Source organism: Ruegeria sp. BE9, from assembly GCF_056538765.1.
The window spans coordinates 758,378-781,730 of sequence record NZ_JBQFTS010000002.1 but is presented as its reverse complement, the minus strand read 5'-3'; the positions used below and the strand labels follow the sequence as shown (position 1 = coordinate 781,730).

Sequence of the window (23,353 nt, the reverse complement as noted above, 5' to 3'; positions counted from 1 at the left end):
GTGAACACCCTTGGCAATACACCAACTGACGGCGATCTGGTCGCTTGGGATCGCGACCATCACCTACATCCTTGGGCCGGAACCGAGGGCTTTGGATCCGACGAATACATGCGAGTAAATACAGCGGATGGTATCTACCTTTGGGATGCTGCCGGGAAGCGATATATTGATGGCCCCGGCGGTATGTGGTGCACACAGATCGGATACGGGCGTCAAGAGATGGCTGATACCATTTCCCAACAGGTTATGAAGATGCCTTACGCTTCGCCGTGGTCGTTTACGACTGAACCCGCGGCTATTTTGGCGCGCATGATCGCAGAACGCACACCGGGCGATCTGAACACCGTGCACTTTACTACCGGTGGGTCTACGGCCGTTGATACCGCGCTGCGGACCGCGCTTTTCATGAACAAACGGCTCGGTCGACCGGAGAAGAGGATCGTGATCGGCCGGGAAAAAGGCTACCACGGATCAACCTTTCTCGCCGCGACTGTCACTGGAAAAGAGCGTTTCGAAACGAGCTTTGAGAAAGCTCAGGATCTGGTGCGCTTCCTTCCAGACGTGAATCCCTACCACCGGCCAAAAGGCATGACTGTAGATGCTTGGTGTGACGCTAAAGTCGGCGACCTCGAGAAGCTGATTGCTGACGTAGGCGCCGACCGTGTTGCCGCCTTTATCGCGGAGCCGATCCTGTGTTCCGGTGGTGTGATCGTACCGCCTCCGGGCTATCACAAGCGCACGCTCGAAATTTGTCGGGCAAACGACATTCTGTACATTTCCGATGAAGTCGTAACTGGCTTTGGAAGGCTGGGATATTGGTTCGCCTCAGAAGAGGTCTTTGGAATCGTCCCTGACATAATTACATGCGCAAAAGGTTTAACCTCAGGCTATCTGCCGCTAGGCGCCTGCATAATCTCGGACGCAGTAATGAAACGAATTGCCGAAGCACCGGGCGAAGATGTTTTCTACAACGGCTATACATACTCTGGACACCCGGTGAGTTGTGCGGCTGCAATCAAAAACATCGAAATCATGGAGCGCGAGGACATTCTGGGACACGTTCAACGCGTCACACCGCATTTCCAGAAACGCCTGCATCAAATAAAAGAGAAATTTCCGATAGTTGGGGATGTGCGCGGTGACGGGCTTCTTGGATGCATAGAATGTCGCCCAGGACTGGATGTCGAGAGCTACCAAGCGCATGTGAAGTTTGGTCAGAAACTGGACGATGCATGCGAAGAGATGGGACTGCTCTTGCGCCCATTTGGAAACATGGCTGTGTTCTCGCCCCCTCTGATCATAACTTCGTCGCAGATAGACGATATGTTCGACATCATGGAAGCTGGTATGGCACAGGTCAGCAAGGACTACGACGCACAACAGCTGTCATGCTAAGACAAAGTACCAGTCAAATCAGGCTGGTTTCCGACCACGGATGTGATGTGGGCAATGCTCTCCGGTTTTCAGCACGGGCTGCATAGCGTCCCAGATCTCGATCTGGTGTTCGATAAACTCCGCACCATGCCGGGCTTCCCATTCAGCTCGGTTTGGGCCGGTCAATTCCTCAAGCTCTGCAGCAGATACCTGGGCATACCAAGGGTTGCGGTTGACTAACTCCACGCCCTCAAAGCCAGCCAACTCCATAGCAGCGCGGTACTTAGAGGGCGACGCCATCTGAAACTCCAAGGCTTCCACCTTTACGTAGTGTGCCATCTCCGGTGACATCTCACCATCATGATTGGTCAACCAGTCAGAAGCAGCGAAATGACCGCGTGGTTTTAGTACACGATAGGCTTCCGTAGCCATAGCTACTTTATCGGGGATATGAATGATCGAGTCTTTCGAAAACACGACATCAAAAGTACAGTCTTTGAAAGGCATTGGGCCTGGGGAGACCTCAAGGATTTCAACCTTCCCCTCCAGCCCGGCTTGCTTCACTCGCTTTATCGCAGTCGCGCAGACCGGAGCCTCCACATCAATGCCTGTCACTTTTCCCGCATCGAATTCCTGTGCTAGCAAAACCGCAATAGCTCCTGATCCACAACCAATATCAAGGACATGCTTGCCTTTCAGATCAATTCCGTCAACGATACGTGAGACTTCTTCAGAACCACCTGGTGACAGAAACCCATCCCCCCAGAGATCCTCTAAGAAGTTTATTTCCTGTTGGCCATATAGGATTTCGTCTGACATAGGATTTCCCCTGATCTGATTGTCAATCCACCAGCACAGTGAAGCCCTTTCACCGAGTTCAGACAAGCATTTTTGCAAAAAGCAAACTAATGGCGCAACGCAAATTGAATGATCATTCAATCAGTGGACAGAAAACGTAATGACTGATATGCGGAGAGAAGGAGCGCCAAGAAAGGATCGTCTTGCCATGGCTGATAACATGCCAACGCACGCCCAGACCGTCATCATTGGGGGAGGTTCAATCGGCGCGAACACGGCTTACCACCTGACCAAGCTCGGCCATACCGATGTTGTGGTTTTGGAACAAGGACAACTGACGTCAGGAACTACCTGGCATGCCGCGGGCCTGATTGTTGCTGGACTTCTAAAGTCAGAAGCTGAGTGCGCCATATACACGCACGGTCGAGACCTTTATGCGAACCTAGAAAAGGAAACCGGGATCTCCACAGGTTTCCGCGACGTTGGGTATCTGCAAATTGCAACCAATGAAGAACGCTTGCACGAGATGCGCCGTGTCGCAGCCTTCATGCGGCGTTTTGGGATAAACAATCATGAAGTCTCGGTGAAAGAAGCGCAGGATTTGTTCCCTATTGGGGACCTATCAGATGTCGTTGGAGCATTCCTTATTCCAGAGGACGGTCGGGCTAACCCTGTGGACGTGACAATGTCTCTGACCAAGGGAGCCAAAAACAGAGGCGCACGTTTCTACGAAGGCGTGCGGGTTGAAGAGATTTTGGCCAGTAACGGCACCGCGACAGGGGTCCGCACCGCAAGTGGTCACACCATAACAGCGGAAAACGTTGTGATCTGTGGTGGCATGTGGTCTCGCCAACTGGGTGCAAAACACGGTGTAAATCTACCCCTCCAGGCAGCTGAACATTACTATCTGATAACGGAGAGTATCCCGGACCTTCCCCGCGATCTGCCCGTTCTCGAAGACCCCTCCACCTATACGTATTACCGTGAAGAAGTCGGTGGGATGATGTTGGGGCTTTTTGAACCCGGCGCCGCGGCTTGGAAGCTCGATGGTATCCCGGATGAATGGCAATTCGGAGAGATTGAACCAGACTGGGAACGTGTTGGGCCCGACCTGGAGAAGGCCTATTCGCGCGTGCCTAACACCATGAACTACGGCGTCAAAAAACTATTCTGCGGACCGGAAAGTTTTACACCCGATCTTGCTCCGCTTGTTGGCCCGACGCCTGAACTGCGCAATCTCTGGGTTGCATGTGGGATGAACTCACTTGGCATCCTGAACGGCGCGGGCACAGGCATGGTTTTGGCTCATTGGATGGTGGACGGCATACCGCCAATCGATGTCACCGGCATCAACGTCAATCGTTTTTCTCGTGAAATGGCGACACCGGCCTTCCGACGCGACAGGACACCTGAGTTGCTCGGAAAACTCTTTGGCCAGCACTACCACAATGAGAACTACAAAACGGCGAGGAACGTGAAGCGTTCAGTGCTCTATGACCGCCTCAAAGAGGCCGGAGCCTTCTTTGGCGAAGGAAATGGATGGGAACAACCTGATTGGTTCGCTCCGACTCCCGAAGAGGCTAAGGTCGACAAATACAGTTGGTATCGCCAAAATTGGTTTGATTGGCACGCTGAGGAACACCGAGCAGCACGTGAGGATGTCATCGTAATGGACATGACATCAATGGCGTGTTTCAGCGTCGAAGGCCCGGACGCATGCTCCCTTCTCTCTCGCCTTTCTTGCAATGAAGTCGATGTTGAATCCGGTCGCGTCGTCTACACAGCCTGGGTAAACGAACGAGGTGGGTTTGAGGCTGATCTCACAGTTACCCGACTATCCGATCAGAAATTCTGGGTCATCGTGGGTGAAAACTCGGCGGGCCATACAGAAATGCGCATGCGACGGCACATTCTGGACGATGAGAACGTAGTTATCACTGACATCACCGCAGGGCGCTGCCAAATCAACGTTCACGGCCCAAAGTCGCGTGAACTATTGAGCAGAATATCCGGTGCTGATTTGTCGGGCGAAGGTTTTCCCTTCATGACGGCGCGTGAAATCGACATCGGGTATGCCGTAGTTGTGGCCTATCGCGTAACTTTTGTTGGCGAACTCGGCTGGGAACTTCACGTACCGGCCACCCAGGCCGTACAGACCTATGATCTGATTATGGATGCAGGTCGTGATTTGGGCGTTCGCAATGCTGGAATGCAGACCCTTAACTCCCTGCGGCTGGAGAAAGCCTATCGTGATTTCGGAATTGATGTGGACAACACAGACAACCCGATTGAAGCCGGTCTTGGGTTTGCCGTTAAATTGGACAAACCAGGTGGCTTCATCGGCAGGGAAGCGCTAGCCGCGATCAAAGCAAAAGGCGCGCCCAAAAACCGAATGTTGCAGTTCCTGCTCAAAGACCCAGAGCCTCTCATGTACGGCAACGAGTTGATTTATCTAAACGGCAAGGAAGTCGGATATATTCAGGTTGGCGGATATGGGCATGCTCTCGGAGCTGCTGTCGGTATTGGTTTTGCAGAGATCTGCGAACCGTTGACTGCAGACGTAGTCGCAACGGGGCAGTGGCAGATCGAAATTGCCGACGAGAAATACGATGCTACCGCCTCGTTAAAGCCGCTTTATGACCCCGACATGCGCAAGACAAAGTGCTGATGCATTATTGTTCGGTGCTGTATTTCAAACCGGAAAGTGTTTTGGAAAAAACCGCGACAGCGAAAGCATGCAAACATCCCTGAATTCCCGACGATCGGCCACTTTGGGATACAACATCAAGCTGAGCCAGGCCCCATCAGACATCGCCTCTACAGCCCGGGCTGTTTTTTCCGGATCGAGATCGTCGTAACCACCATCGGCGATCAATTCACCACACAGTTGCAAAATTCGATCGTATCTTTCGTTGTCATATTTATTATGTATTTTCAGATAATTGGGACGATACTTCGCTTGACCCCAGAAAGCAAACCAGACAGCCAAGCGCTTGTGGGTGCAGATGCTTTTGTCAAAATCCGCTCGAATGATGGCAGCCAGCCTATGTGCGGCTGTAGGTTTCGCGGCGTCGTAAGATTTTAGCCAATTCTCATAGTGTTCTTGTGCAAGGAAACCCAGCGCAGCGTCATACAGTGCTTCCTTGCTGTCGAAGTGATAGTTCACAACGCCATGGGACAGATTGGCAGTTTCGGTCACATGTTTAAGCGTCGTGTCAGAAAATCCACGCTTTGAGATCGAGTCGATGGCCGCCATTATCAACTGCAAGCGACGAACTTCAGGAGGTTCGGTGCGTCGTTTTTTCTGAAGCTCATGCGTCTCCAATTTAACTCTCCTCTCGTTCAGCCATTTGCCTGTCCAGCAAATCCGCCCTTTGTTGCCGGAACATAACAATAGCTGCGATAGCGACACAAATGGCGATCACGAGGATCATGATGGTCGCCAGCGCGTTAATATCCGGCCTGAGGCCTAGTCGAATGCGCGAAAAGATCAAAATTGGCAAGGTATTTGCGCCTGGTCCAGTAACAAAACTTGCTATGACCAGGTCATCGAGAGACAGAGTAAACGCCAATAGCCAGCCGGAAATAAGGGCTGGTGTCAGCTGTGGAATCGTGATTGCAGTCAGAACTTTAAACGGTTTTGCTCCAAGATCGGCAGCCGCTTCTTCCAAAGTTTGCCCAACGCCGGTCAAACGCGCCTGAATTGTCACCGCCACGTAAGCCATTGAAAAGGTAATATGCGCGATCGTAATCGTCGCAAAACCACGTTCCGCCGGCCATCCGATCAACTGGTTTAGGGAAATAAAGAAAACCAACAAGGACAATCCGGTTATCACCTCGGGCATCACCAAAGGAGCGACCAACATACCACCAAACAACGTCCGCCCCTTGAACCGCCCAAAGCGCACCATAGCCAGTCCAGCCAACGTGCCGAGCGCTGTCGCAAAAGTAGCATTCACTACGGCGATCTGAAGACTGAGTGAAACAGCACTCCAGACTTCGGCAGATTGAAAAAGCTCCTTGTACCAACGCAAGGACCATCCGCCCCAAACAGGTACGAGTTTGGAGTAGTTGAATGAGTAAATGACCAATAGGATCATAGGGATGTAAAAGAATGCCAGCCCCAAGGTCAGCATGATGGTCAAAAAGCGGGAGCGTTTACCGTACATTTATTGCTCCTCCGATGCTTTGCCCTGGTAGTGCTGGAACACCATGATGGGCAGCACCAAAATGAACAGCAGAACAATCGCCACCGCGGCAGCAACAGGCCAGTCACTGTTTCTAGAAAATTCGTTGTAGAGAACGCGACCAATCATCTGCACGTTCCCGCCCCCCAAAAGGTCGGGGATAACGTACTCCCCGGTCGCAGGGATGAAGACCAACAACGAACCAGCGACAATACCGGGCATCGTCAGCGGCAAAGTAATTTTGAAGAACGTGTTCGTTGGCCGGGACCCAAGATCGGCAGCCGCTTCGTTCAGACTGTTGTCCAACTTCTCCATATTCGCGTAGAGCGGCAGGATCATGAATGGCATATAGGTATAAACGATCCCGATATAGACGGCGAATTCCGTGTACAGCATGCGGATTGGCTCGTCGATTATACCTATCGCTATCAGAAGATTGTTGATCGTGCCTTGATCCGCAAGCAGGCCCATCCATGAGTAGACACGCAATAGGAAGGACGTCCAAAACGGTAGAATTATAGCAAACAACAATAGCGGCTTCGCGACTGGCCCCGATCGTACAATTGCGTAGGCGATGGGGTAACCAAACAAGAGGCACAAGAACGTGGAGGTCACTGAAATCTTGAGAGAATTGACGTAAGTGTCAAAATATAGGCTGTCTTCCCAGATGTAGATAAAATTGTCGAACACCAGACGGATCGTCATGATCCCATCGCCTGTCCACTCAATCAAACTGGTGAAAGGAGGGCTTGCAATCGCGAGTTCAGCCAAGCTTATTTTGGCGACAATAAAGAACGGCGCTAGAAAGAAAACGAGCAGCCAGAGGAACGGCACAACGGTAACGATCTGACGCCACCTATTTTGTATGCGCCGCATCACCAAACGGAGCATGGGCTGTCGTTCAACCGCAAGTGGTTCGGAGATATCCTCCGTGAAATCGGTCATGAGTGGAGCAACATGGCGCTAGACGGATCCCAGCTAATATTCACCTTGTCTTCCCAAGTTATTCGCTGTGTGGCATGCGTCGGACGAGATTGATTGGGCATGGTGACGTCGAAGACTTCGTCATTGGGAAGCCTTACCTTGTAGATAGATGTCTCTCCCAAATAGCCAACGTCGTCGATGACCGCCGATGTCTGATTAGAGCCTTCAGCGGCCACATCCGACTTCTCAAGTCGAATTTTCTCGGGCCTCAACGCGACCCAGATTTTGCTGCCAACCTTCACTGAATGACCATGATCGATAAAAACCTCACAGAACTCAGTCTCGACCCGAACATGATCCGCCCCGTCCTCGGTTACCCTGCCCTCAAAAATATTTGCTGATCCGATAAAATCGGCGACAAAGCGGGATTCAGGGAACTCATAGATCTCTGTTGGCGTGCCAATCTGCTTGAAACGACCCGCGTCCATGACAGCCATTCTCGAGGACAAGGTCATTGCTTCTTCCTGATCGTGGGTCACAACGATGAACGTGACACCGACTTTGTCCTGAATGTTTGCGAGCTCAAACTGCGTTTGCTTACGCAGTTTTTTGTCAAGCGCAGCCAAAGGTTCATCCAAGAGCAGCAGCTTGGGGCGTTTGACTAAGGCCCGCGCCAACGCGACCCGCTGACGTTGTCCTCCAGACAATTGCTTGGGTTTTCTCTTTTTGAAATCTTCAAGCTCAACGAGCTTAAGGATGTCGTGAACCCTATCCGCTAAGTCGAACTTGGGGACATGGTCCTGCTCCAACCCGAAGGCCACATTTTTTTCGACGGTCATATGCGGGAACAACGCATAGCTTTGGAACATCATGTTAGTAGGACGTTCGTAGGCTGGCACATCGGCCATATCAACACCGTCGATCGTGATCGTGCCCGCATTCAAATCCTCAAACCCCGCAAGCATTCTAAGCAGTGTCGACTTTCCGCATCCAGATCCACCCAGAAGGCAGAATAACTCTCCCTTGTAGATGTCCAGATCGACGTTATCGACGGCGGTCACTTCACCGTATTTCTTGGTTACACCTCTGATTTGAACTAAGGGTTGCTGCTCTTTTTGCTCGAGCCAAGGTGCTGCACTGACAGTTGTGGAAACAGTCAATTTGGGCCTCGCAGTCTGCCAGTATGGATTGGAGGGTGCAGTAGCGATCCGGTGGGAACCGCTACTGCACTTGCCAGTGTGAGTGGATCAATTTCCAGCCTTGAAGTCAGTCCAGGTGCGCGTCTGCAAACGCTCGACCTTGGGAGGAAGAACCGCAGTCGTATACATCTTGGCAACCTGATCTGATGTTGGGAACGCGGCTGGGCTGGAGGTGACAGCCTCATCAACCATTGGCTTTGCAGCCAGGTTCGCGGTCGCATACCAGGTGAAGTTACTATCATTGGCCGCAACTTCGGGCCGCATCATGTAGTTCAGGAAAAGATGTGCGTCTTCTTTGTTCGCGGCGTCTTCCGGGATCAGCCACCCATCTATCCAAAGCTGCGCTGTACGATCACCTTCGGGCAGGAAGAAGTCTAGCACGACACCAGTGTCGGCTTCAGCTGCGCCAGACATGGCAAGGAGACCATCAGGGCCCCATGTGGTTGAGACACAGAACTCTTTCTGAGGCATCCGCTGATACGCATAGTTATCAAAGGTTTTGATGTATGGCCTGATTTCCGCCAGCATCTCCCCAACCTTCTCATAGTCTTCCTTGTTTGTGGAGTTCGCATCCAGGCCCATATGCGCCAAAGCCATCGGAATGATGTCGCCCGGAGAATCCAGGAATGAAACGCCACACTTGGACAACTCTTTCATGTGAACAGGATCGAAAACCATATCCATCGAGCCGATGGGGGCATCTGGATACGTCTCTTTCACTAATTCTTCGTTGTACGTGACGCCGTGCGTTCCCCACATGTATGGAATGAAGTGTTGGTTGCCCGGATCCCATTCACTTGACAACTGCTCCATGATCGCCGGGTCGATGTGCTTAATGTTGTCCAGCTTCGACATATCCAGCGGCGCAACAATACCCGCCTTAATAAGCCGAGCGGTATCACTGCCGGCATGACTAACCACATCATATCCGCTGTTTCCCGCCAGTAGCTTGGCATCAATTGCTTCGGCAGAGTCATACGGGTCATAAATCACCTTTATACCGTATTCTTTTTCGAAGTTCTCGATTGTGTCTTCAGCGATGTATTCTCCCCAATTCGTAACCTTCAACACACGCTCTTGCGCGTAAGCCGATCCCGAAATTGCAGTAGCAGTTGCTGCTAAAACTGTAATTCCGGCGATTTTTTTGATTGAGTTCATAACTTCGCTTCCTCTCACTGAGTGGTGGCTGAATTTGTCTTGCTTTGTTTACTAGTCTGTCTTCTCGAATGATCGCGCCTTCGTTGCGGGCGTTATCACTTTGCACCCCATACCCCAGCCACCATATATTTATCTGACTGGTCATTCAGAACGGTAGTCTGCGGAAATCTACGCTGTCAAGCTTGGCGGAGTGAGCTTTGATCATATCGCTACAAATCATTATACATTCAGCTAATTTATGCGTGTATTTCGAAAATCATCGGGCAGAGAAGCCTCGCAGGAGTGGTTGAGAACGAAATTCTGAATGATCATTCAGTCAGAAAAAGTTGACGAGAAAGTCAATTTGGGCGACACCTACACTCAGTCGAAAGGTGGCTGATCCAGTAAGGTTAAATTCATCATTCTTGGATTCTGCCCCAGCTGAGACCTTAATTGACCAAACTAAACCAATGCGGATTGTTCCAATGCGTGACGAAGCCAGAAAAACAGAAATTCCCGCAAATTGGGACCGACGCGGGTTGCCCGGGTGGTGCTATCACAGCACTGCCCTCCTTGAACTCGAGAAGAGCGAACTCTTCAAAACTCATTGGCAAATAGCATGCCATGTTTCGGATATTCCGGAACCCGGTAGCTTTCTGTGTTTCGACATGTGCGGCGAACGTGCCCTGATCTTGAAAGACAGCAATTCGGACATCCGCGCTTTTTTAAACGTTTGTCGTCATCGCGGCTCTCGGCTTGTGTCCAAAGAACAAGGAAAATGTTCAAACGCTCTGGTCTGCCCATTTCACGGCTGGGTTTACAATCTTGATGGAACGCTTCGCGGCGCCGCTCAACCGGAGTCCTTTCCCGATCTAGACAAGCACAAGTTTGGTCTGAAGGAAATCGAAATGGAAATCTGGCAGGGTTTTGTCTTTGTCCGTTTCAAACCTGGGCCCCAGCCATCGGTAGCAGAACTGCTAGCCCCAATTGAACAGGAAGTCTCTGCCTACAAAATGGCCGAACATGTTCCCACGGACGGAATCTGGACGGAGGAGACGCCCGTAAACTGGAAATCAATCAGAGATGTCGACAACGAAGGGTATCATGTCCCTCTCGCGCACCCTGCCCTTCAGGATTTATATGGCTCGACCTATTCAGACGAACCTTATGTCGACGGCGTCTCACGCTCTGATGGAAAATTCACTCCGACGAAGGGCCGTAGGTGGGCCGTTCGCAACTACAAGAAATTCACAAAGCCACAGCCTCACCTCCCTGAACACTTGCACAAAACTTGGCTATACTACGGCATTTTTCCAAATGCGGTAATAGCTGTCACACCTGAGACAACCCTGTTTTATCAAGAGTTTCCCGTCACGACAGAAAAGTCCATTCTTCGAAGCGCGACATACCGAAACGCGAACGAAGACCGCCAACAAAAGGCGGCACGGTACCTTGCCGCTCGGATTGATCGGGAAACTGTAGAAGAAGATATTCAGCTGACGATATGGTCCAACGAAGCCATGGCTTCAGAGGCTTTCGAGGGCTTCTATCTTTCTGATCTGGAGTACGGCGTCCGCTCCCATCATGACCATCTCAGGAAAATTCTGCCAATCTACAACTCTGAATCAGCGCCTGGAGAAGATGAAGTTGCCTCGCTGAATGATGCGATGTCCGCTGAGCCGAAATCGTGACCAAACGTAAATCCAAAGCGGCGGAAGCAGAAGTTCAAAGGCAGTTCCTGACGGCGACAGTCGGAACGCCTGGCTCTGGCGCCACAAGATATGCTGCAGCGATGTATTTTTTTAAGTGCGGCAAGCTTTCTACTGAGATGTTGGAGATTTACCGAAGATGCAGCAAGTTTGACACGGAAGATCCGCTTGATCTGGCTAGATACGAAGGCGTTTCAATTCCAGAACTCGTTTGCAATCTAAGCTCAAGAAACAACCAATGACTGCTTCCGCGCAAACGACAAAATCCTTGGACAATTCAGAACTTTGTAAATTTTCACGATGCTGAGAAAGCAAAAAGCCTACACCGAACATTGTCTCACAGGTCACTCTAATTGTTGGAGCGAAAACATTGAAAGTTCATGACTTTGACGTCGTTGTCGTTGGCGCCGGAGCAGCAGGAATTGCAGCTACTCGTGCTCTCAAGGCGGCAGGACTATCAGTTGTCTGCCTCGAGGCATCTAACCGTGTCGGGGGGCGCACACACACGGATACGGAAATCTTCGGTGTCCCGTTCGACATTGGTGCGCACTGGATGCACACCGAACATGTAAATGCTCTGAAAGCCCCTGGTCTCGCACTTGGTCTTGATCTCTATGCCGCCCCCGACAACGCGAAGACATTTGGTTTGGAGGATGATGCCGTTCTTTGGGACGAAGTCGATGAAATTCATACCGCGATAACCGAGGCGGCGCGCATCGACGCAGAAATTGAAGCGAGCACTGGAATTCCAACAGACCGGTCCTTAGAAGACATTTGGCAGAACAAAGGGCATTGGTCGTTTACGGCAGCGATGACATTCGCGTTGTCAATTGCCAGAGATTTGCCGGATACATCGCTGCGAGACATCAGTGCATGGGAAGGTGGCGACGATTGGTTTTGCCGCGAAGGCTTCGGACTCCTCGTTGCGTGCACTGCACAGGGGCTGCCAATTAAACTTGCAACTCCGGTCACAGAAATAAAATCTCTCACTGAAGGCGTGCAGATAACTACGGCTACTGGCAAGATCAAAGCTCGAACCGTAGTTGTAACAGTCTCCGTCGGTGTCCTAGCCGAAGACATCATCCACTTTGATCCCCCGCTAGAATCCGACCGACGCTCAGCGCTCGAGCTCATCACTATGGGAGACTACAATCACGCTGGCCTCCTTTTCCGCCCCGGAGCTTTGCCAGTGCAACCCGATACTTGGCTGACATACCACTTAGAACCCGACGCCAATGGGGTAGCCCGAGGAGGCGGTTTTCTTTGCAACATCTCAAACACCAGCCTAACCAGCTTTGAAAGCTCTGGAAGCTTTTCCAGACATTTGCAAGACGCGGGACCTGAAAGCGCCATAGAACACGCGCTCGAAACATTGGTTGGCTTCTTTGGCACGACAGTCAGAAAAGCCTTCATCAAAGGCCATGCCACCGCCTGGCGAAATGAACCTTATGTGCTTGGTTCTTACGCTGGAGCCAAGCCAGGAGGCCACAACCAGCGCGCTGTCCTACGCCAGCCTCATGCCGAGTGGGTGCATTTCGCCGGTGAAGCGACGCATCCCAACCAACAATGCTCGGTCAGTGGAGCCCACTTGGAAGGATTAAGGGCCGCGGAAGATGTATTGGCGCAGTTGCGCTGAACAACTAGCAATCAACTTTTTCCAGAAAGTGGAACAATCTTAGAATATCGAACAGGTGCTGTCAGACAAATTCGAAACAGTCTCAGCTAGGCCAGTATAGCTGCCCTTTATGCCGCACCGAGTTCGAGCCACTCGGCGAGAGCGGCGGTGCGTTTTAGCTTGAAGGTAACTCTGCTGATGAGAGATCTTTCCTGGTTGAAGTGGTTGTAGACGGAGGAATGGACGGCGGCGAATTTCTGCAAACTTCGCATGCGCCTGAAACGTTGCATGACGCGTTCGCGTCGTCGGAAAGGAAGGTGTGAATTCTCAACCCGATTGTTGAGCCACCTGCCCGTCTGCTGTTTATTCGTAGCACCAAGCTCTCTGAGAGCGGCCCGATACGATGCAAAACGGTCGGTCACGATCTCATCGGTGCAACCATGTCGTTTCATCAATTTCTTGAGGAATTTCAGTGCTGCAGCTTTGTTTCGGCGTTTGGTGACAACGGCTTCCAGCACCTCACCTTCGTGATCAACGGCCCGCCAAAGACAATGCCGCTTGCCATTCACCTTCACAAAGACCTCGTCGAGGTGCCACTTCCATTTTGAGTATGCTCGCAATTGCTGAACACGCTTTCTTCGGATCTCTGACGCGAACATCGGGCCGAACCTGTTCCACCAAAATCGGACGGTTTCGTGGTTCACCTCAATCCCACGTTCGTACAATAGATCTTCCACGTTTCGAAGCGAAAGCGGAAAACGGATATACAGCATCACCGAAAGGCGGATGATCTCGGGGCTGGTTTTGAAGTACTTGAAAGAGGCAGGTCTGGTCATGGACAAAAGCTACGCAACCGCCCTCCCCGCTCAAGCAAAGTTAATCTGACAAGACACCCTCAAGATCTCGCATCGCTAGCTTTGGCTCAGCGAATTACGTGAACAGAACACCTGGCGTGATGCACAACTCTGTTCGCAGTGGAACCTAAAAATACATCCTCGAAACAAGGCTTGTGCGAAGCTAAAACGATGCAATCCGCGTCGCTCTCATTTGCGAAGTCGACAATCGCCCTGCCCGCGTGCCCAGAGATGAGTCGAGCCTTCGCGCCTGGAATTTCAGAGGCAGTATGATGCAGGTTTTCCAGGATCTCATGCCGCGTATTTTCTAGCACTTCGCTTGGAATTTGAGACCCTACATACGCCGGAATAGGCTCTTGGACGTGAATAACGGTGAATACAGCGTCCGCATCAGCCAAATGGCGTGCGGCCTCGAAGGACGCTTGTGTGTCGTGGTCTTGGTCCGGAGCAACCGGGATCAGAATATTCTTGTACATTTGACCTCCTGTCTACTGTTCCGATGATTTCAGGTTGGTTTTTCGGCAGCAGGAAACCTACACGAGCTCAGACTTTGAAGATCTCCCCGCATTCTTTGTAGCGGCTGCAAAATCATCGACCGTTTTCTCAACAGTTTCAGCTTCGGTTTCAGCGACGTAAGATGCGCAACGGGACACGGTTTCGAACCATTCCTGCGCGTCAGCAACCAACCGCTCAGCCGAATGGCGCTGCCATTCCGCTATACTCTGAAGGGCTTTCGATGGATCGGACGGGTTGGCGGAAGACACATTGCGTGCAGCTTGCAGAGCCGTCCGGACCGCCTCATGACGCCTTTCGAACCAATGCTGCGCAAAGGCCTCTGTTTCTTCGAGCATTTTTTCTTGTGCGTCCCAAAATTGTTCGATCTGGGCACCGAAGGCCGGATTGCCAGAAATGGGCGGCTGCATTTGCTTGAAAACATCCAAAAGTGAGGTCGGGCTATTTGTGTTAGATTTCTTTGTCGGCATCGAAAATTCCTCCTCATTTCCTAAATGAGCAATTGTGCCACCTGCTGCGCGCTTTCGCCTTAATACAGATCAATATCCCTATTTTCAGGATCTTCAGCTTAGGCTGCGACGGGACATTCGCATTCTCTCCGACACCGGTTCCTAGCAGGCAGTGTTGGAGTTAGAGTAGTCTAGACAAGAATTTAACGCTTGGTTTTCTATGCACATTGCCGGCTTTCTGATTACCCTTGGCATCCTCTTCCTTGCCGGATTGGCGGCTGACCAACTTGGCCGGGCCACACATCTTCCTCGTGCTACAACCTTACTTTTCCTCGGTCTGATCGCAGGGAACGCCGGAATGGGTTTGATCCCACTCGACGTTGCAATGTGGTTCGACGAGATTTCCATTGTGGCCTTGACGATGGTCGCGTTTCTTCTTGGAGGTTCTTTGACCCGCGAGAACCTGGTTCGGCATGGTCGAGCCATCTTTACGATTTCTATTTCAATCGTGGTTGCAACCCTTGTTATTGTGTCTGCTGGACTGACCGCAATTGGCGTACTCTTCGGGTTGGCGTTGGTGCTGGCGGCAATTGCTACGGCTACAGCTCCGACCGCCATGACAGACGTGATCAATCAATCTGGGGTGTCCAACAGCTTCACCGAGACATTAAAGGGCGTCGTCGCAATTGATGACGCTTGGGGTCTGATCGTTTTCAGTATCGCCTTGGTTCTGGCCGGTCACTCGGGCGGTTGGGCCACAGTCACGACCACAGCGATTTGGGATTTCGGAGGGGCTATTGTGTTGGGTTTCGCACTAGGCGTGCCATCCGCTTACCTGACCGGCCGCTTGAAACCGGGAGAGCCGATGCAGGCAGAAGCAGTGGGTATAGTCTTTCTGACAGCGGGCCTCGCGCTTTGGCTGGAGGTTTCATTCTTGGTAGCAGGCATGGTTGCGGGCGCAGCTATCGGGAATCTTGCCCGCCATCATGACCGTGCTTTTCATGAGATCGAGCACATTCAGTGGCCATTCATGATCCTGTTCTTCCTGTTGGCGGGTGCCACGTTAGATATTGAAGCCTTCGGTTTGATGGGTTGGGCTGGTGCACTTTTCCTGATCTTGCGCGCCGTGGCCCGCCTTGTCGGAGGTTACTACGGAGCGAGACTTGGCGGCCTGCCTCGCCGTCAGACCGGTTGGTTCGGCCCCGCTTTGTTACCACAGGCCGGTGTTGCGGTCGGAATGGCTCTTGTCGCCGGAGAGCAATTTCCGGATTGGGTCGCGTCGATCATGGCCTTTACCCTAGCCAGTACAGTTGCCTTCGAGGTGTTGGGGCCGCCGCTGACTCTCATGTCAATCAGACGAACGGCTGACACGGATGAACCGATTGGTCCATGACTATTCAGATTGGATCGATTCAAGAAAGGCGAGCAAATTCGCCAACGGCAGGCCTACCATCATTGGTTGCCCACTAGGCAAAGCCACCGCAATTTGTTGGTCTGTCTCAAACACCGCACCAAAGATTGGCATTTCGCCCCCATGGGCGAGCAATTGCGAACGGCCGTCAATCTGTTCAGCTATACGATCTATCGGAAACACACTGTCGTTTTCGCCTGCCAATTTGGTGAGGTCAGGTGTTCGAATAGCCAGCATTTCCGCCATTGGCCCGTCTCCGGTTGCTTCGAAACCGTGACATTGCCAGCAATACGTCCGGTACAAGTCAAGTCCCTCATCGACGCTGACCTCCTGCGCTAGTAAGGGCCCCGTGACGAACAGTGCCAGTAAAATCCCGCGAACAATCTGCATACGCTCCTCCAATTAGCTGCCCCGGATGCAGATCTTTTTAATGCGCATCCTTAAGAAACTTCTTTAACCTTGCTCATGTTGCACCCTTCAGCACGAAGATTGGCGTTTAGGTCGAATAGCGCTTGAGCACGTGTCAAATCTAATCAAGGCCAGCCTCCAACTACGCCACGTCGTCATTGACCTCACCACCCTTGCGCCCAGACGGCACTCCTTCCAATGCGTTCAAATGCCAACGAATTCGCCAGAGGTGATAAGACACACGATGCAGCCATCTGAGCGCATCCAGCCGAGCCCAAACGACGTCGTCCGGCAGACTGTCAGTTGCAGCGTCTGAGATGAGCAAGTCTCTGCGAAGTTTCCTCTGTCGCCGCATAAAACGGCGAACGCGGTTCAGCGAACTTTCACACTTCACTGGATTGTCGACTTCCAAGTAACCATCAGTTGCTGCAATCATCACCGAAGCAAGCCGTTTCAAACGCCGGTCTTTTGGTAACTCGCTTATCCGATCATCTTGGCTACACCGGTAAAGCAGCCGGTCAAGATGATCGAGGACATGGTACATACCCTTGATGCTGGATATCTCTGCGCCGGACCTGCTGGACAATTCTATCTTGTCTAGGTACGAGCGCGCCTCAGATACAGCAGTCTCAATGTTATCCCGCCCATAATCGGCTCCGCTTGACTGCGATACCCCCATACATGACCGAAGGTGAGCCACTTCGGCCCTTACAATTTGTTTGACTGCAGCTTTTGCTGCATCCACAGCTATTTCCGGCATCGAGAGGACGAGAGGGTCCAAAGATCTCGTTAACTCAGCACCTCGGTCGGGTACGAGCGCCTCGACAAATCTGGCGAAGGGCTTCGCGAACGGCAAGATCAGTGCCACGCCTATGGCGTTGAAGAAGCTATGGAACGCGACAAGCGCAGCCAGAGAGTTTCCAGCCCCCGTCCCGCTCACAAAGAACGCAGTAAACGGCCCCAGCAGAAAAAATGCCATTACCCCTGTCATCACGTTGTAGATCACATGAGCAAAACCGGTGCGACGCGCCATCGTGCCTCCGCCCAAAGTGGCTAGAACAGCGGTGAAAGTTGTCCCCACGTCCATTCCAATGACGAGCGCCGCCGCTTGAGGGAAGTTCACAGCACCAGCGCTCAACGCAGCCAATGCTGTCGCGACTCCAGCGCTCGAAGACTGCGTCACAATCGTTATCAGGACGCCTATCAATACAAGCTTCAACCTGCCTAGCAGTGTATCTGGCGGAAAATCGGCAGGAGTAACTACGCCGCGAAACGCGTCAAGCCCGGACTTGAGCTGCTCGATCCCAATGAAAATCAAGCTGAATCCAGCCAACGCCAGCCCAAGGCCGGAAACCGCTTTTGTTCCCGAAAGCGCCAGCAAAGCCCCAACAAAAACAACGGGTAACATCACTTGCCCCAGGTCCAGCTTGAACCCCAAGAGCGCGACGAGCCAACCTGTCATAGTCGTTCCGATGTTAGCCCCAAAGATGATCCCAAGCGCTTGGGGAAAAGTGAGCAGGCCAGACGCGACAAATCCAACAGCCGCAACGGTCGTCGCGCTAGAAGACTGGATCGCAGCTGTCGTGACCGCACCTGTTACCGCCCCGGTAAAAGGTGTCGACGTGAACCGACCCAAAATATCTCGCAGTCGCGCCCCTGCCAAAGCCTTCAAACCGTCCGTCATCAACAGCATGCCGATAAGGAACAGGCCGATGCCGCCCAGGGCTGGTAACAGGTTCCAGAGCATCACGAATTGCCTTCCACCCAAAATCTCAAACCGCCTGACATGTTTGCTTTGTCTTTAAGTCCGGCGACAAAATGACAGTTAGTTGGGATTCAGCCTCGCAGACCGGCGACCGCGTGTTGATTGACATAGATCAAAGCACCAACAGGAATCACATAGTGAAATACGAATGTTTCAGCGTGTTCTACGTTCACCGGTCTGTCCCCATGCAAACACAAAAGGTGAACGGAATTCTGAAGGAGTGGAAGTTCCACCCACTGGGGGCTCGACAGAAATGGTGGCGAGCCCCCAGTTAGTTGATTGGCGCCCAATGCGCCCAGACGTTGAGAGCAAGGCATTCGGTCCAGCTTTGACCATCGGATCGTGCCGCTCCGCCAATCGCGGACAAAACTGGAAAGGACGCCACTGACGACGTTCTGAATGGGCAGTTGCTGGAAATCGCTTATGAACTCTGTTGATCCAAACGAACAGAAACTCAGACGGGCGCTTACTACCCCGTTGCTCACGCTTTATGGCCTTGGGGTAACGGTCGGAGCGGGCATTTACGTTTTAGTCGGTGCAACAGCAGACATTGCCGGACCGTTTGCGGCGTTGTCGTTCGTTGTAGCTGCGCTCGTCGTATCTCTCACCGCGCTTTCGTATGCAGAACTCGCAACTCGATTTCCTGTCAGCGCAGGTGAAGCAGCCTATGTTGAGGCGGGATTTCAGAAAAGATGGATGGCGGTTTTCGTTGGGCTTGCAGTGGCAGCCTCGGGCGTTATCTCCGCTTCTGCAGTTGCAATTGGCGCAGCGTCTTACCTGCACGCTTTAACTGGTTTTGCGATCCCTGTTTTGACCATCAGCGTCGTTTTGATCATGGGTCTAATCGCGCTTTGGGGGATCACTGAGTCGGTCTTTGTTGCGGCTGTCATTACGATCATCGAGATCGCAGGCCTTCTTTTTGTGATGGGCTGGGGTATGTCGATTCAGGATCCACAGGGATACGAGATCAGTTCGATGCTTCCCCCGCTTGAAATCGACGAGTGGAGAGGCATTTTCGCGGCATCACTCCTCGCATTCTTTGCATTTGTTGGCTTCGAGGACATGGCCAATGTCGCAGAAGAGGTCAAAGACCCCGTCCGCACGATCCCAAAAGCGATTTTACTAACGCTCGTTCTGGCGACCGTGTTGTATCTGGGAACTTCAATGACGGTTCTACTTGTTGTTCCGATCGATGTTCTGTCGACATCTGCAGCGCCCCTCGCGCTTGTGTTTTCAAACGCACCCGAAGTGATCAAACAGGGCTTTTCCGCAGTCGCGATTGTGGCGACAGTCAATGGAGTACTGATCCAGATGATCATGGCCTCGCGGGTAATCTACGGCCTGGCGGACCGTGACCATTTGCCAAAGGTTCTGGCGATTGTCCCGAAAGCAACTCAGACACCAGTTGTCGCTACTTTACTGGTCGTGGCGATCATCGTTTTGCTGACCCAAACTATACCGATTGGTACGCTGGCAGAGCGTACGTCTCAGATCGTTCTCGGCGTCTTTGTGCTCGTCAACATTTCGCTGATCCTGCTGAAGATGAAGCCGGACGAGGCCGCCAAGCACTTCCGTGTTCCTCTTGTGGTACCGATCCTTGGGGTGATCACCAGCGCATTGCTTTTTGGATCTGGATTTCTCTAACTAGATACAACGAACCATAGGCCTCAGCGAACTGCCACAGCATATGACGACTGACCAAGCTTCCATAGGATCAAAACTTTCGGCCTGGTGGCATAGAACGTTTGTGGATCTGGTTCAGCAGCTGCAATGGTCCTATTTGCCGCCATTGATGGTCTATTTTGCGGCCGGCGTGTCTGGCCTGACCTCGGTCGTTGGCGCTTTTTTTCTGAAAGACTATCTGGATTTATCCGCCTCTTTTGTTGCAGGACTTGCATTTTGGGCCGGTATCCCTTGGATCCTCAAAATGCCGCTTGGCCATGTCGTGGACCTGTTCTGGCGCTGGAAGTCACTGCTGATCCTGTTCGGCGCATCCCTTATCACGTTGTCTCTGCTCACAATGTATGGGCTTGTGACCGCGCCTGCGCAAATGGCATCCATCATGCCACTGGAAGACTGGTATATCGTCGCGCTGCTATTGGCGCCTTCGGGCTATGCCATTCAGGACGTGGTTGCTGACGCCATGACGGTTGAGGCGGTCCCAAAGGTTGACCAGCACGGCCTACCGTTTACGCCTGAAGAAACCCGTGCACAGCACACAACAATGCAAACCTTGGGAAGAGTCTCGATCATTTCCGGGTTTGCGGCGGTTGCGGCTGTAAACATCTGGATATTCTCTGGAACCGAAGAACTGCTAAAATCCGAACGCCTTGCGCTTTATGGCCAAGTATACCTGATAGCTCTGGCAATTCCGGTGTTGTCGATCAGCGGGGTCGTTCTTCACAGCTTGATCCAGCGTCAACTTGCCAGGCGAGGTCACCCGCCCCACACACCGGATGAAGTCACCGAAGTCAAATGGTCCATATTGCTCGGCGGTCTCGCTTTCGTTGTGTTTAGCATCGCGCTGGGGACCGCTGATTTCGAATTTGCGCAAGAGACTGTTTTTGCAATCTCTTTGACGGTAATTCTGTACCTGATGTCGCGTCTACTGAAGGAGCTGGAACCAGCCCAAGCCAAAGCCTTGATCGGGACAGCGACAATCATTTTTGTATTCCGTGCCGTGCCTCTGCCGGGGCCAGGCCTGACTTGGTTTGAAATCGATGAACTGGGGTTCGATGAACAGTTCCTGGCAATCCTGGCACTATTAACTTCGCTGCTGGCTTTGTTGGGGTTAATCGTTCTCCGGCCATTTATGGCCAACCGCTCCATTGCGCATGTGGTGGTATTGTTGACGATCGCCGCGGGCGTTCTCGCCCTGCCCAACCTCGCCCTATATTACGGCGTGCATGAATGGACGGCGGCGCGTACCGGCGGAGTTGTCGACGCAAGGTTCATTGCCATTCTCGACACCGCTGTTGAGTCCCCGCTTGGGCAGATTGCCATGGTCCCGATGTTGGCCTGGATCGCACGCAATGCCCCTGTTCAGTTGAAAGCGACCTTCTTCGCGGTGATGGCATCGTTCACAAACATGGCTTTGTCGGCCAGCAGCCTCAGCACCAAGTACCTCAACCAAGCATACGTCGTCACACGCGCTGTCACAAATCCAGAGACCGGTGAGGTCACGTCTACAGCGGAATACAGTCAACTTGGATACTTGCTGATCTCCGTGGCCGTGATCTCGGTGATCGTTCCACTGGTCACAGTGTTCTTTGTTCAAAACTCGCGTTTCCGAACGAGCGAATGATCACTGGCTTTCGACCTCTGCCAGCAGAGCTCTGAGATGTGAGACCGGGACGCCGATGTTTGAGCCACCAAACTCGGGCAGGATCGCAGCATTGATGGCAACAACTTCGCCCCGCCGATTCAATGCTGGCCCCCCGCTCCCACCGGTCGTGGTCTCGGCGTCATAAACGATGGCGCTCCCACTTGTCCGCGCAACAATCCCTCGGCTTGCTAGCGGGTGTATCTTGCTTTGTGTAGAAAGCCGGGACGCGATCGACCAAAAGTTCAACGTTCCTTCTGCATCCAATTCCTCTAAAAAGCCCGGACCGGCCTGCGCGATCAAAGCTTTCAAACCCGTAGGATACCCCAACAGATACAGCTCTTCACCTACGCGAGACGGGGCATCTGCCAAAGGAATTCCGAGGTCCTGAACGCGGCTTGGCTCAACTGCTAAAATCGCCAAGTCTGCCGCTTCGCTGAATCGAACCAAACGCGCCTCTATTGGTTCCGTTTGATCAGGCAAATAGGCCAGCATCCTTAACATCTCAGGCTCAAGACCAGCGTCACTCAGTGCTTTCTCTCGGTTCCCCGAAGTCCAAGGCAAAGCAACATGGCGATTGGTGGTCATCAAAGGTACACCAGCAATCAAAAACCCGGTTCCGGTGAACTGAAATTCTGCAGGTTCGCCGGTCCCATCCGGTTCGATCCAAGGCTGGCCGAATGGAGTTTTCAGGTTTTCTCCGTTCGGTCCCAATACATGCCGCAATATCTTCCCGCTTTCCACGTGGCGCAACCCATAAGCCCCCTGGAGAAAAGCGACGGATCGAGTGGAGGCAGCGATCACCCGCGTGGGTGCCCCCGCCCGTTGCTCCAAGGTTCCAAGACGCTGCTCGGTCGACAAGACCTGGTTCTCAAAAGCGTTCCGCAACGAAGCCAAGTCATCAGGCGTAAGCGCGTCTTCTCGCGTCTGAGCGAGCATAACTGCGACCGCTTCAATCTTGCGGGCCTCCTGTTCAATACTATCCGCCAAGCGCCGGTCGTTTTGGTAAAGTAGATACCCAAACCCAGCGATCACAAGAAGCGTTGCAAGAACTGTGATCCTGAACAGTATCGTAGTCTGAGACGCCAGCCGCCGCCCACTATCGCGCAGAGCACCAGACATCTTTTTGGCGAAAGGTCGACGGCTCGTTCGGGTGTAAGCATATGCGTCACTGAGGATATCTTCGACTGTGTGGTGTGCGGGAAAAGAGTGATCGCACAACCTGTATCGAGACATAGGGCCCTTTTCGCCGAACTCGATCATGTCGCCATGCCTAAGAGACGCAGATGAGGCATTTTGCCCGTTTACCCATACATTGCGCCCTGCTGCCGCGGTTATCGTGTAACCGTCGTCAGCCCACTGTAGGGTGGCAATATCGTTATCATGAGGAGGCAGGTCATCCCTAGGTCGAAGGCTTAGCACCCTTCCATCGTCAACTGAAACAGTTAGGGTTTTATCGACAAGCCAGTTCACGTTTCCGCGCGATGGACCTGTCAGGCTCTCCAGAAAGGCCCGCACCTCACCTTCACCACTGTTCCCAGAGAACGTAATGCTACTCGCTTCTGGTTTTTGCATTATGGCCCCCTATCCAAACGCGCTAGGGCATTCTACCACGCTGCAACACCAAACCCACGGCCCGGTGCGAATGTACAAAAAACGCATTTATACAAACGCTTGCGATGTCCGCC

General features: G+C 52.5%; 20 protein-coding genes. 8 read left to right on the top strand and 12 right to left on the bottom strand.

The features are described from left to right. On the top strand, nucleotides 1-1,395 hold the full coding sequence (locus ACR0EO_RS10485; RefSeq protein WP_480689583.1) for an aminotransferase: 1,395 nt from the start codon (nucleotides 1-3) through the stop codon (nucleotides 1,393-1,395). A gap of 18 nt (nucleotides 1,396-1,413) precedes the next feature. On the opposite strand, the gene ACR0EO_RS10480 is transcribed toward ACR0EO_RS10485, so the two are convergent. Beyond that, a complete protein-coding gene (locus ACR0EO_RS10480; protein WP_480689581.1) occupies nucleotides 1,414-2,193 on the bottom strand; it encodes a class I SAM-dependent methyltransferase in 780 nt (259 codons plus the stop codon). A gap of 187 nt (nucleotides 2,194-2,380) precedes the next feature. Here ACR0EO_RS10480 and ACR0EO_RS10475 point away from each other — a divergent pair, with 187 nt between their 5' ends. Beyond that, nucleotides 2,381-4,840: a GcvT family protein gene (locus ACR0EO_RS10475; protein ID WP_480689579.1), complete on the top strand. Its 2,460-nt coding sequence runs from the start codon at nucleotides 2,381-2,383 to the stop codon at nucleotides 4,838-4,840. A 24-nt stretch (nucleotides 4,841-4,864) separates the two neighbouring features. Here the strand turns inward: ACR0EO_RS10475 and ACR0EO_RS10470 are convergent, their stop codons facing one another. The 5 genes from ACR0EO_RS10470 to ACR0EO_RS10450 all read right to left on the bottom strand — a co-directional run bounded on the left by ACR0EO_RS10470 (nucleotide 4,865) and on the right by ACR0EO_RS10450 (nucleotide 9,640). Further along, nucleotides 4,865-5,497 (bottom strand): TetR/AcrR family transcriptional regulator, encoded by a 633-nt coding sequence (locus ACR0EO_RS10470; protein ID WP_170329874.1) that lies wholly within the window; start codon nucleotides 5,495-5,497, stop codon nucleotides 4,865-4,867. 1 nt (nucleotide 5,498) lies between these two features. After that, complete coding sequence (locus ACR0EO_RS10465; protein ID WP_170329873.1) at nucleotides 5,499-6,341, bottom strand: ABC transporter permease subunit; 843 nt, start codon at nucleotides 6,339-6,341, stop codon at nucleotides 5,499-5,501. After that, nucleotides 6,342-7,250, bottom strand: a complete 909-nt coding sequence (locus ACR0EO_RS10460; protein WP_480689761.1) for an ABC transporter permease subunit — start codon at nucleotides 7,248-7,250, stop codon at nucleotides 6,342-6,344. Nucleotides 7,251-7,300: 50 nt separating this feature from the next. After that, nucleotides 7,301-8,443 carry an ABC transporter ATP-binding protein gene (locus ACR0EO_RS10455; protein ID WP_480689577.1) on the bottom strand — a complete coding sequence of 381 codons (1,143 nt, stop codon included), beginning with the start codon at nucleotides 8,441-8,443 and terminating at the stop codon, nucleotides 7,301-7,303. Between the two features lie 87 nt (nucleotides 8,444-8,530). Continuing rightward, nucleotides 8,531-9,640 (bottom strand): extracellular solute-binding protein, encoded by a 1,110-nt coding sequence (locus ACR0EO_RS10450; RefSeq protein WP_480689575.1) that lies wholly within the window; start codon nucleotides 9,638-9,640, stop codon nucleotides 8,531-8,533. A gap of 464 nt (nucleotides 9,641-10,104) precedes the next feature. On the opposite strand from ACR0EO_RS10450, the gene ACR0EO_RS10445 reads away from it, so the two are divergent. The 3 genes from ACR0EO_RS10445 to ACR0EO_RS10435 all read left to right on the top strand — a co-directional run bounded on the left by ACR0EO_RS10445 (nucleotide 10,105) and on the right by ACR0EO_RS10435 (nucleotide 12,964). After that, complete coding sequence (locus ACR0EO_RS10445) at nucleotides 10,105-11,310, top strand: aromatic ring-hydroxylating oxygenase subunit alpha (RefSeq protein WP_480689573.1); 1,206 nt, start codon at nucleotides 10,105-10,107, stop codon at nucleotides 11,308-11,310. Continuing rightward, nucleotides 11,307-11,570: a hypothetical protein gene (locus ACR0EO_RS10440; protein WP_480689571.1), complete on the top strand. Its 264-nt coding sequence runs from the start codon at nucleotides 11,307-11,309 to the stop codon at nucleotides 11,568-11,570. Before ACR0EO_RS10445 ends, ACR0EO_RS10440 begins: the two co-directional genes overlap by 4 nt. Before the next feature lie 128 nt (nucleotides 11,571-11,698). Beyond that, on the top strand, nucleotides 11,699-12,964 hold the full coding sequence (locus tag ACR0EO_RS10435; RefSeq protein WP_480689569.1) for a flavin monoamine oxidase family protein: 1,266 nt from the start codon (nucleotides 11,699-11,701) through the stop codon (nucleotides 12,962-12,964). 107 nt (nucleotides 12,965-13,071) lie between these two features. Here ACR0EO_RS10435 and ACR0EO_RS10430 read toward each other — a convergent pair whose 3' ends face one another. From ACR0EO_RS10430 to ACR0EO_RS10420, 3 genes are all read right to left on the bottom strand, one after another. Further along, nucleotides 13,072-13,779, bottom strand: a complete 708-nt coding sequence (locus tag ACR0EO_RS10430) for an IS6 family transposase (RefSeq protein WP_480689567.1) — start codon at nucleotides 13,777-13,779, stop codon at nucleotides 13,072-13,074. Between the two features lie 86 nt (nucleotides 13,780-13,865). After that, nucleotides 13,866-14,273 (bottom strand): universal stress protein, encoded by a 408-nt coding sequence (locus tag ACR0EO_RS10425; protein ID WP_480689565.1) that lies wholly within the window; start codon nucleotides 14,271-14,273, stop codon nucleotides 13,866-13,868. A gap of 57 nt (nucleotides 14,274-14,330) precedes the next feature. Then, nucleotides 14,331-14,780 carry a phasin family protein gene (locus tag ACR0EO_RS10420; protein WP_480689563.1) on the bottom strand — a complete coding sequence of 150 codons (450 nt, stop codon included), beginning with the start codon at nucleotides 14,778-14,780 and terminating at the stop codon, nucleotides 14,331-14,333. Nucleotides 14,781-14,979: 199 nt separating this feature from the next. Between ACR0EO_RS10420 and ACR0EO_RS10415 the strand changes: the two genes are divergently transcribed. After that, complete coding sequence (locus tag ACR0EO_RS10415; protein ID WP_480689561.1) at nucleotides 14,980-16,152, top strand: cation:proton antiporter; 1,173 nt, start codon at nucleotides 14,980-14,982, stop codon at nucleotides 16,150-16,152. On the opposite strand, the gene ACR0EO_RS10410 is transcribed toward ACR0EO_RS10415, so the two are convergent. Together ACR0EO_RS10410 and ACR0EO_RS10405 are read right to left on the bottom strand one after the other, a co-directional pair. Beyond that, nucleotides 16,153-16,560 (bottom strand): c-type cytochrome, encoded by a 408-nt coding sequence (locus ACR0EO_RS10410; RefSeq protein WP_480689558.1) that lies wholly within the window; start codon nucleotides 16,558-16,560, stop codon nucleotides 16,153-16,155. A gap of 160 nt (nucleotides 16,561-16,720) precedes the next feature. Continuing rightward, entirely contained in the window at nucleotides 16,721-18,325 is a 1,605-nt protein-coding gene (locus tag ACR0EO_RS10405; protein WP_480689556.1) for a Na/Pi cotransporter family protein, read from the bottom strand. Between the two features lie 441 nt (nucleotides 18,326-18,766). Between ACR0EO_RS10405 and ACR0EO_RS10400 the strand changes: the two genes are divergently transcribed. Further along, nucleotides 18,767-19,987 carry an APC family permease gene (locus ACR0EO_RS10400; protein WP_480689554.1) on the top strand — a complete coding sequence of 407 codons (1,221 nt, stop codon included), beginning with the start codon at nucleotides 18,767-18,769 and terminating at the stop codon, nucleotides 19,985-19,987. Between the two features lie 43 nt (nucleotides 19,988-20,030). After that, the gene (locus tag ACR0EO_RS10395) at nucleotides 20,031-21,647 is read left to right on the top strand and encodes an MFS transporter (protein ID WP_480689552.1); all 1,617 of its coding nucleotides are present in this window, start codon (nucleotides 20,031-20,033) and stop codon (nucleotides 21,645-21,647) included. Here the strand turns inward: ACR0EO_RS10395 and ACR0EO_RS10390 are convergent, their stop codons facing one another. Further along, entirely contained in the window at nucleotides 21,648-23,240 is a 1,593-nt protein-coding gene (locus ACR0EO_RS10390; RefSeq protein WP_480689550.1) for a trypsin-like peptidase domain-containing protein, read from the bottom strand. It lies immediately after the preceding gene. Nucleotides 23,241-23,353: the final 113 nt, after the last annotated feature.

Excerpts from the sequence above, each read along its gene's own strand:
- ACR0EO_RS10425 (WP_480689565.1), bottom strand. The coding sequence starts at position 14,273 with ATGTACAAGAATATTCTGATCCCGGTTGCTCCGGACCAAGACCACGAC.
- ACR0EO_RS10445 (WP_480689573.1), top strand. The coding sequence starts at position 10,105 with ATGCGTGACGAAGCCAGAAAAACAGAAATTCCCGCAAATTGGGACCGA.
- ACR0EO_RS10415 (WP_480689561.1), top strand. The coding sequence starts at position 14,980 with ATGCACATTGCCGGCTTTCTGATTACCCTTGGCATCCTCTTCCTTGCC.
- ACR0EO_RS10450 (WP_480689575.1), bottom strand. The coding sequence starts at position 9,640 with ATGAACTCAATCAAAAAAATCGCCGGAATTACAGTTTTAGCAGCAACT.
- ACR0EO_RS10390 (WP_480689550.1), bottom strand. The coding sequence starts at position 23,240 with ATGCAAAAACCAGAAGCGAGTAGCATTACGTTCTCTGGGAACAGTGGT.
- ACR0EO_RS10395 (WP_480689552.1), top strand. The coding sequence starts at position 20,031 with ATGACGACTGACCAAGCTTCCATAGGATCAAAACTTTCGGCCTGGTGG.
- ACR0EO_RS10405 (WP_480689556.1), bottom strand. The coding sequence starts at position 18,325 with ATGCTCTGGAACCTGTTACCAGCCCTGGGCGGCATCGGCCTGTTCCTT.
- ACR0EO_RS10480 (WP_480689581.1), bottom strand. The coding sequence starts at position 2,193 with ATGTCAGACGAAATCCTATATGGCCAACAGGAAATAAACTTCTTAGAG.
- ACR0EO_RS10420 (WP_480689563.1), bottom strand. The coding sequence starts at position 14,780 with ATGCCGACAAAGAAATCTAACACAAATAGCCCGACCTCACTTTTGGAT.
- ACR0EO_RS10465 (WP_170329873.1), bottom strand. The coding sequence starts at position 6,341 with ATGTACGGTAAACGCTCCCGCTTTTTGACCATCATGCTGACCTTGGGG.
- ACR0EO_RS10400 (WP_480689554.1), top strand. The coding sequence starts at position 18,767 with ATGAACTCTGTTGATCCAAACGAACAGAAACTCAGACGGGCGCTTACT.
- ACR0EO_RS10460 (WP_480689761.1), bottom strand. The coding sequence starts at position 7,250 with ATGCTCCGTTTGGTGATGCGGCGCATACAAAATAGGTGGCGTCAGATC.
- ACR0EO_RS10430 (WP_480689567.1), bottom strand. The coding sequence starts at position 13,779 with ATGACCAGACCTGCCTCTTTCAAGTACTTCAAAACCAGCCCCGAGATC.
- ACR0EO_RS10410 (WP_480689558.1), bottom strand. The coding sequence starts at position 16,560 with ATGCAGATTGTTCGCGGGATTTTACTGGCACTGTTCGTCACGGGGCCC.
- ACR0EO_RS10475 (WP_480689579.1), top strand. The coding sequence starts at position 2,381 with ATGGCTGATAACATGCCAACGCACGCCCAGACCGTCATCATTGGGGGA.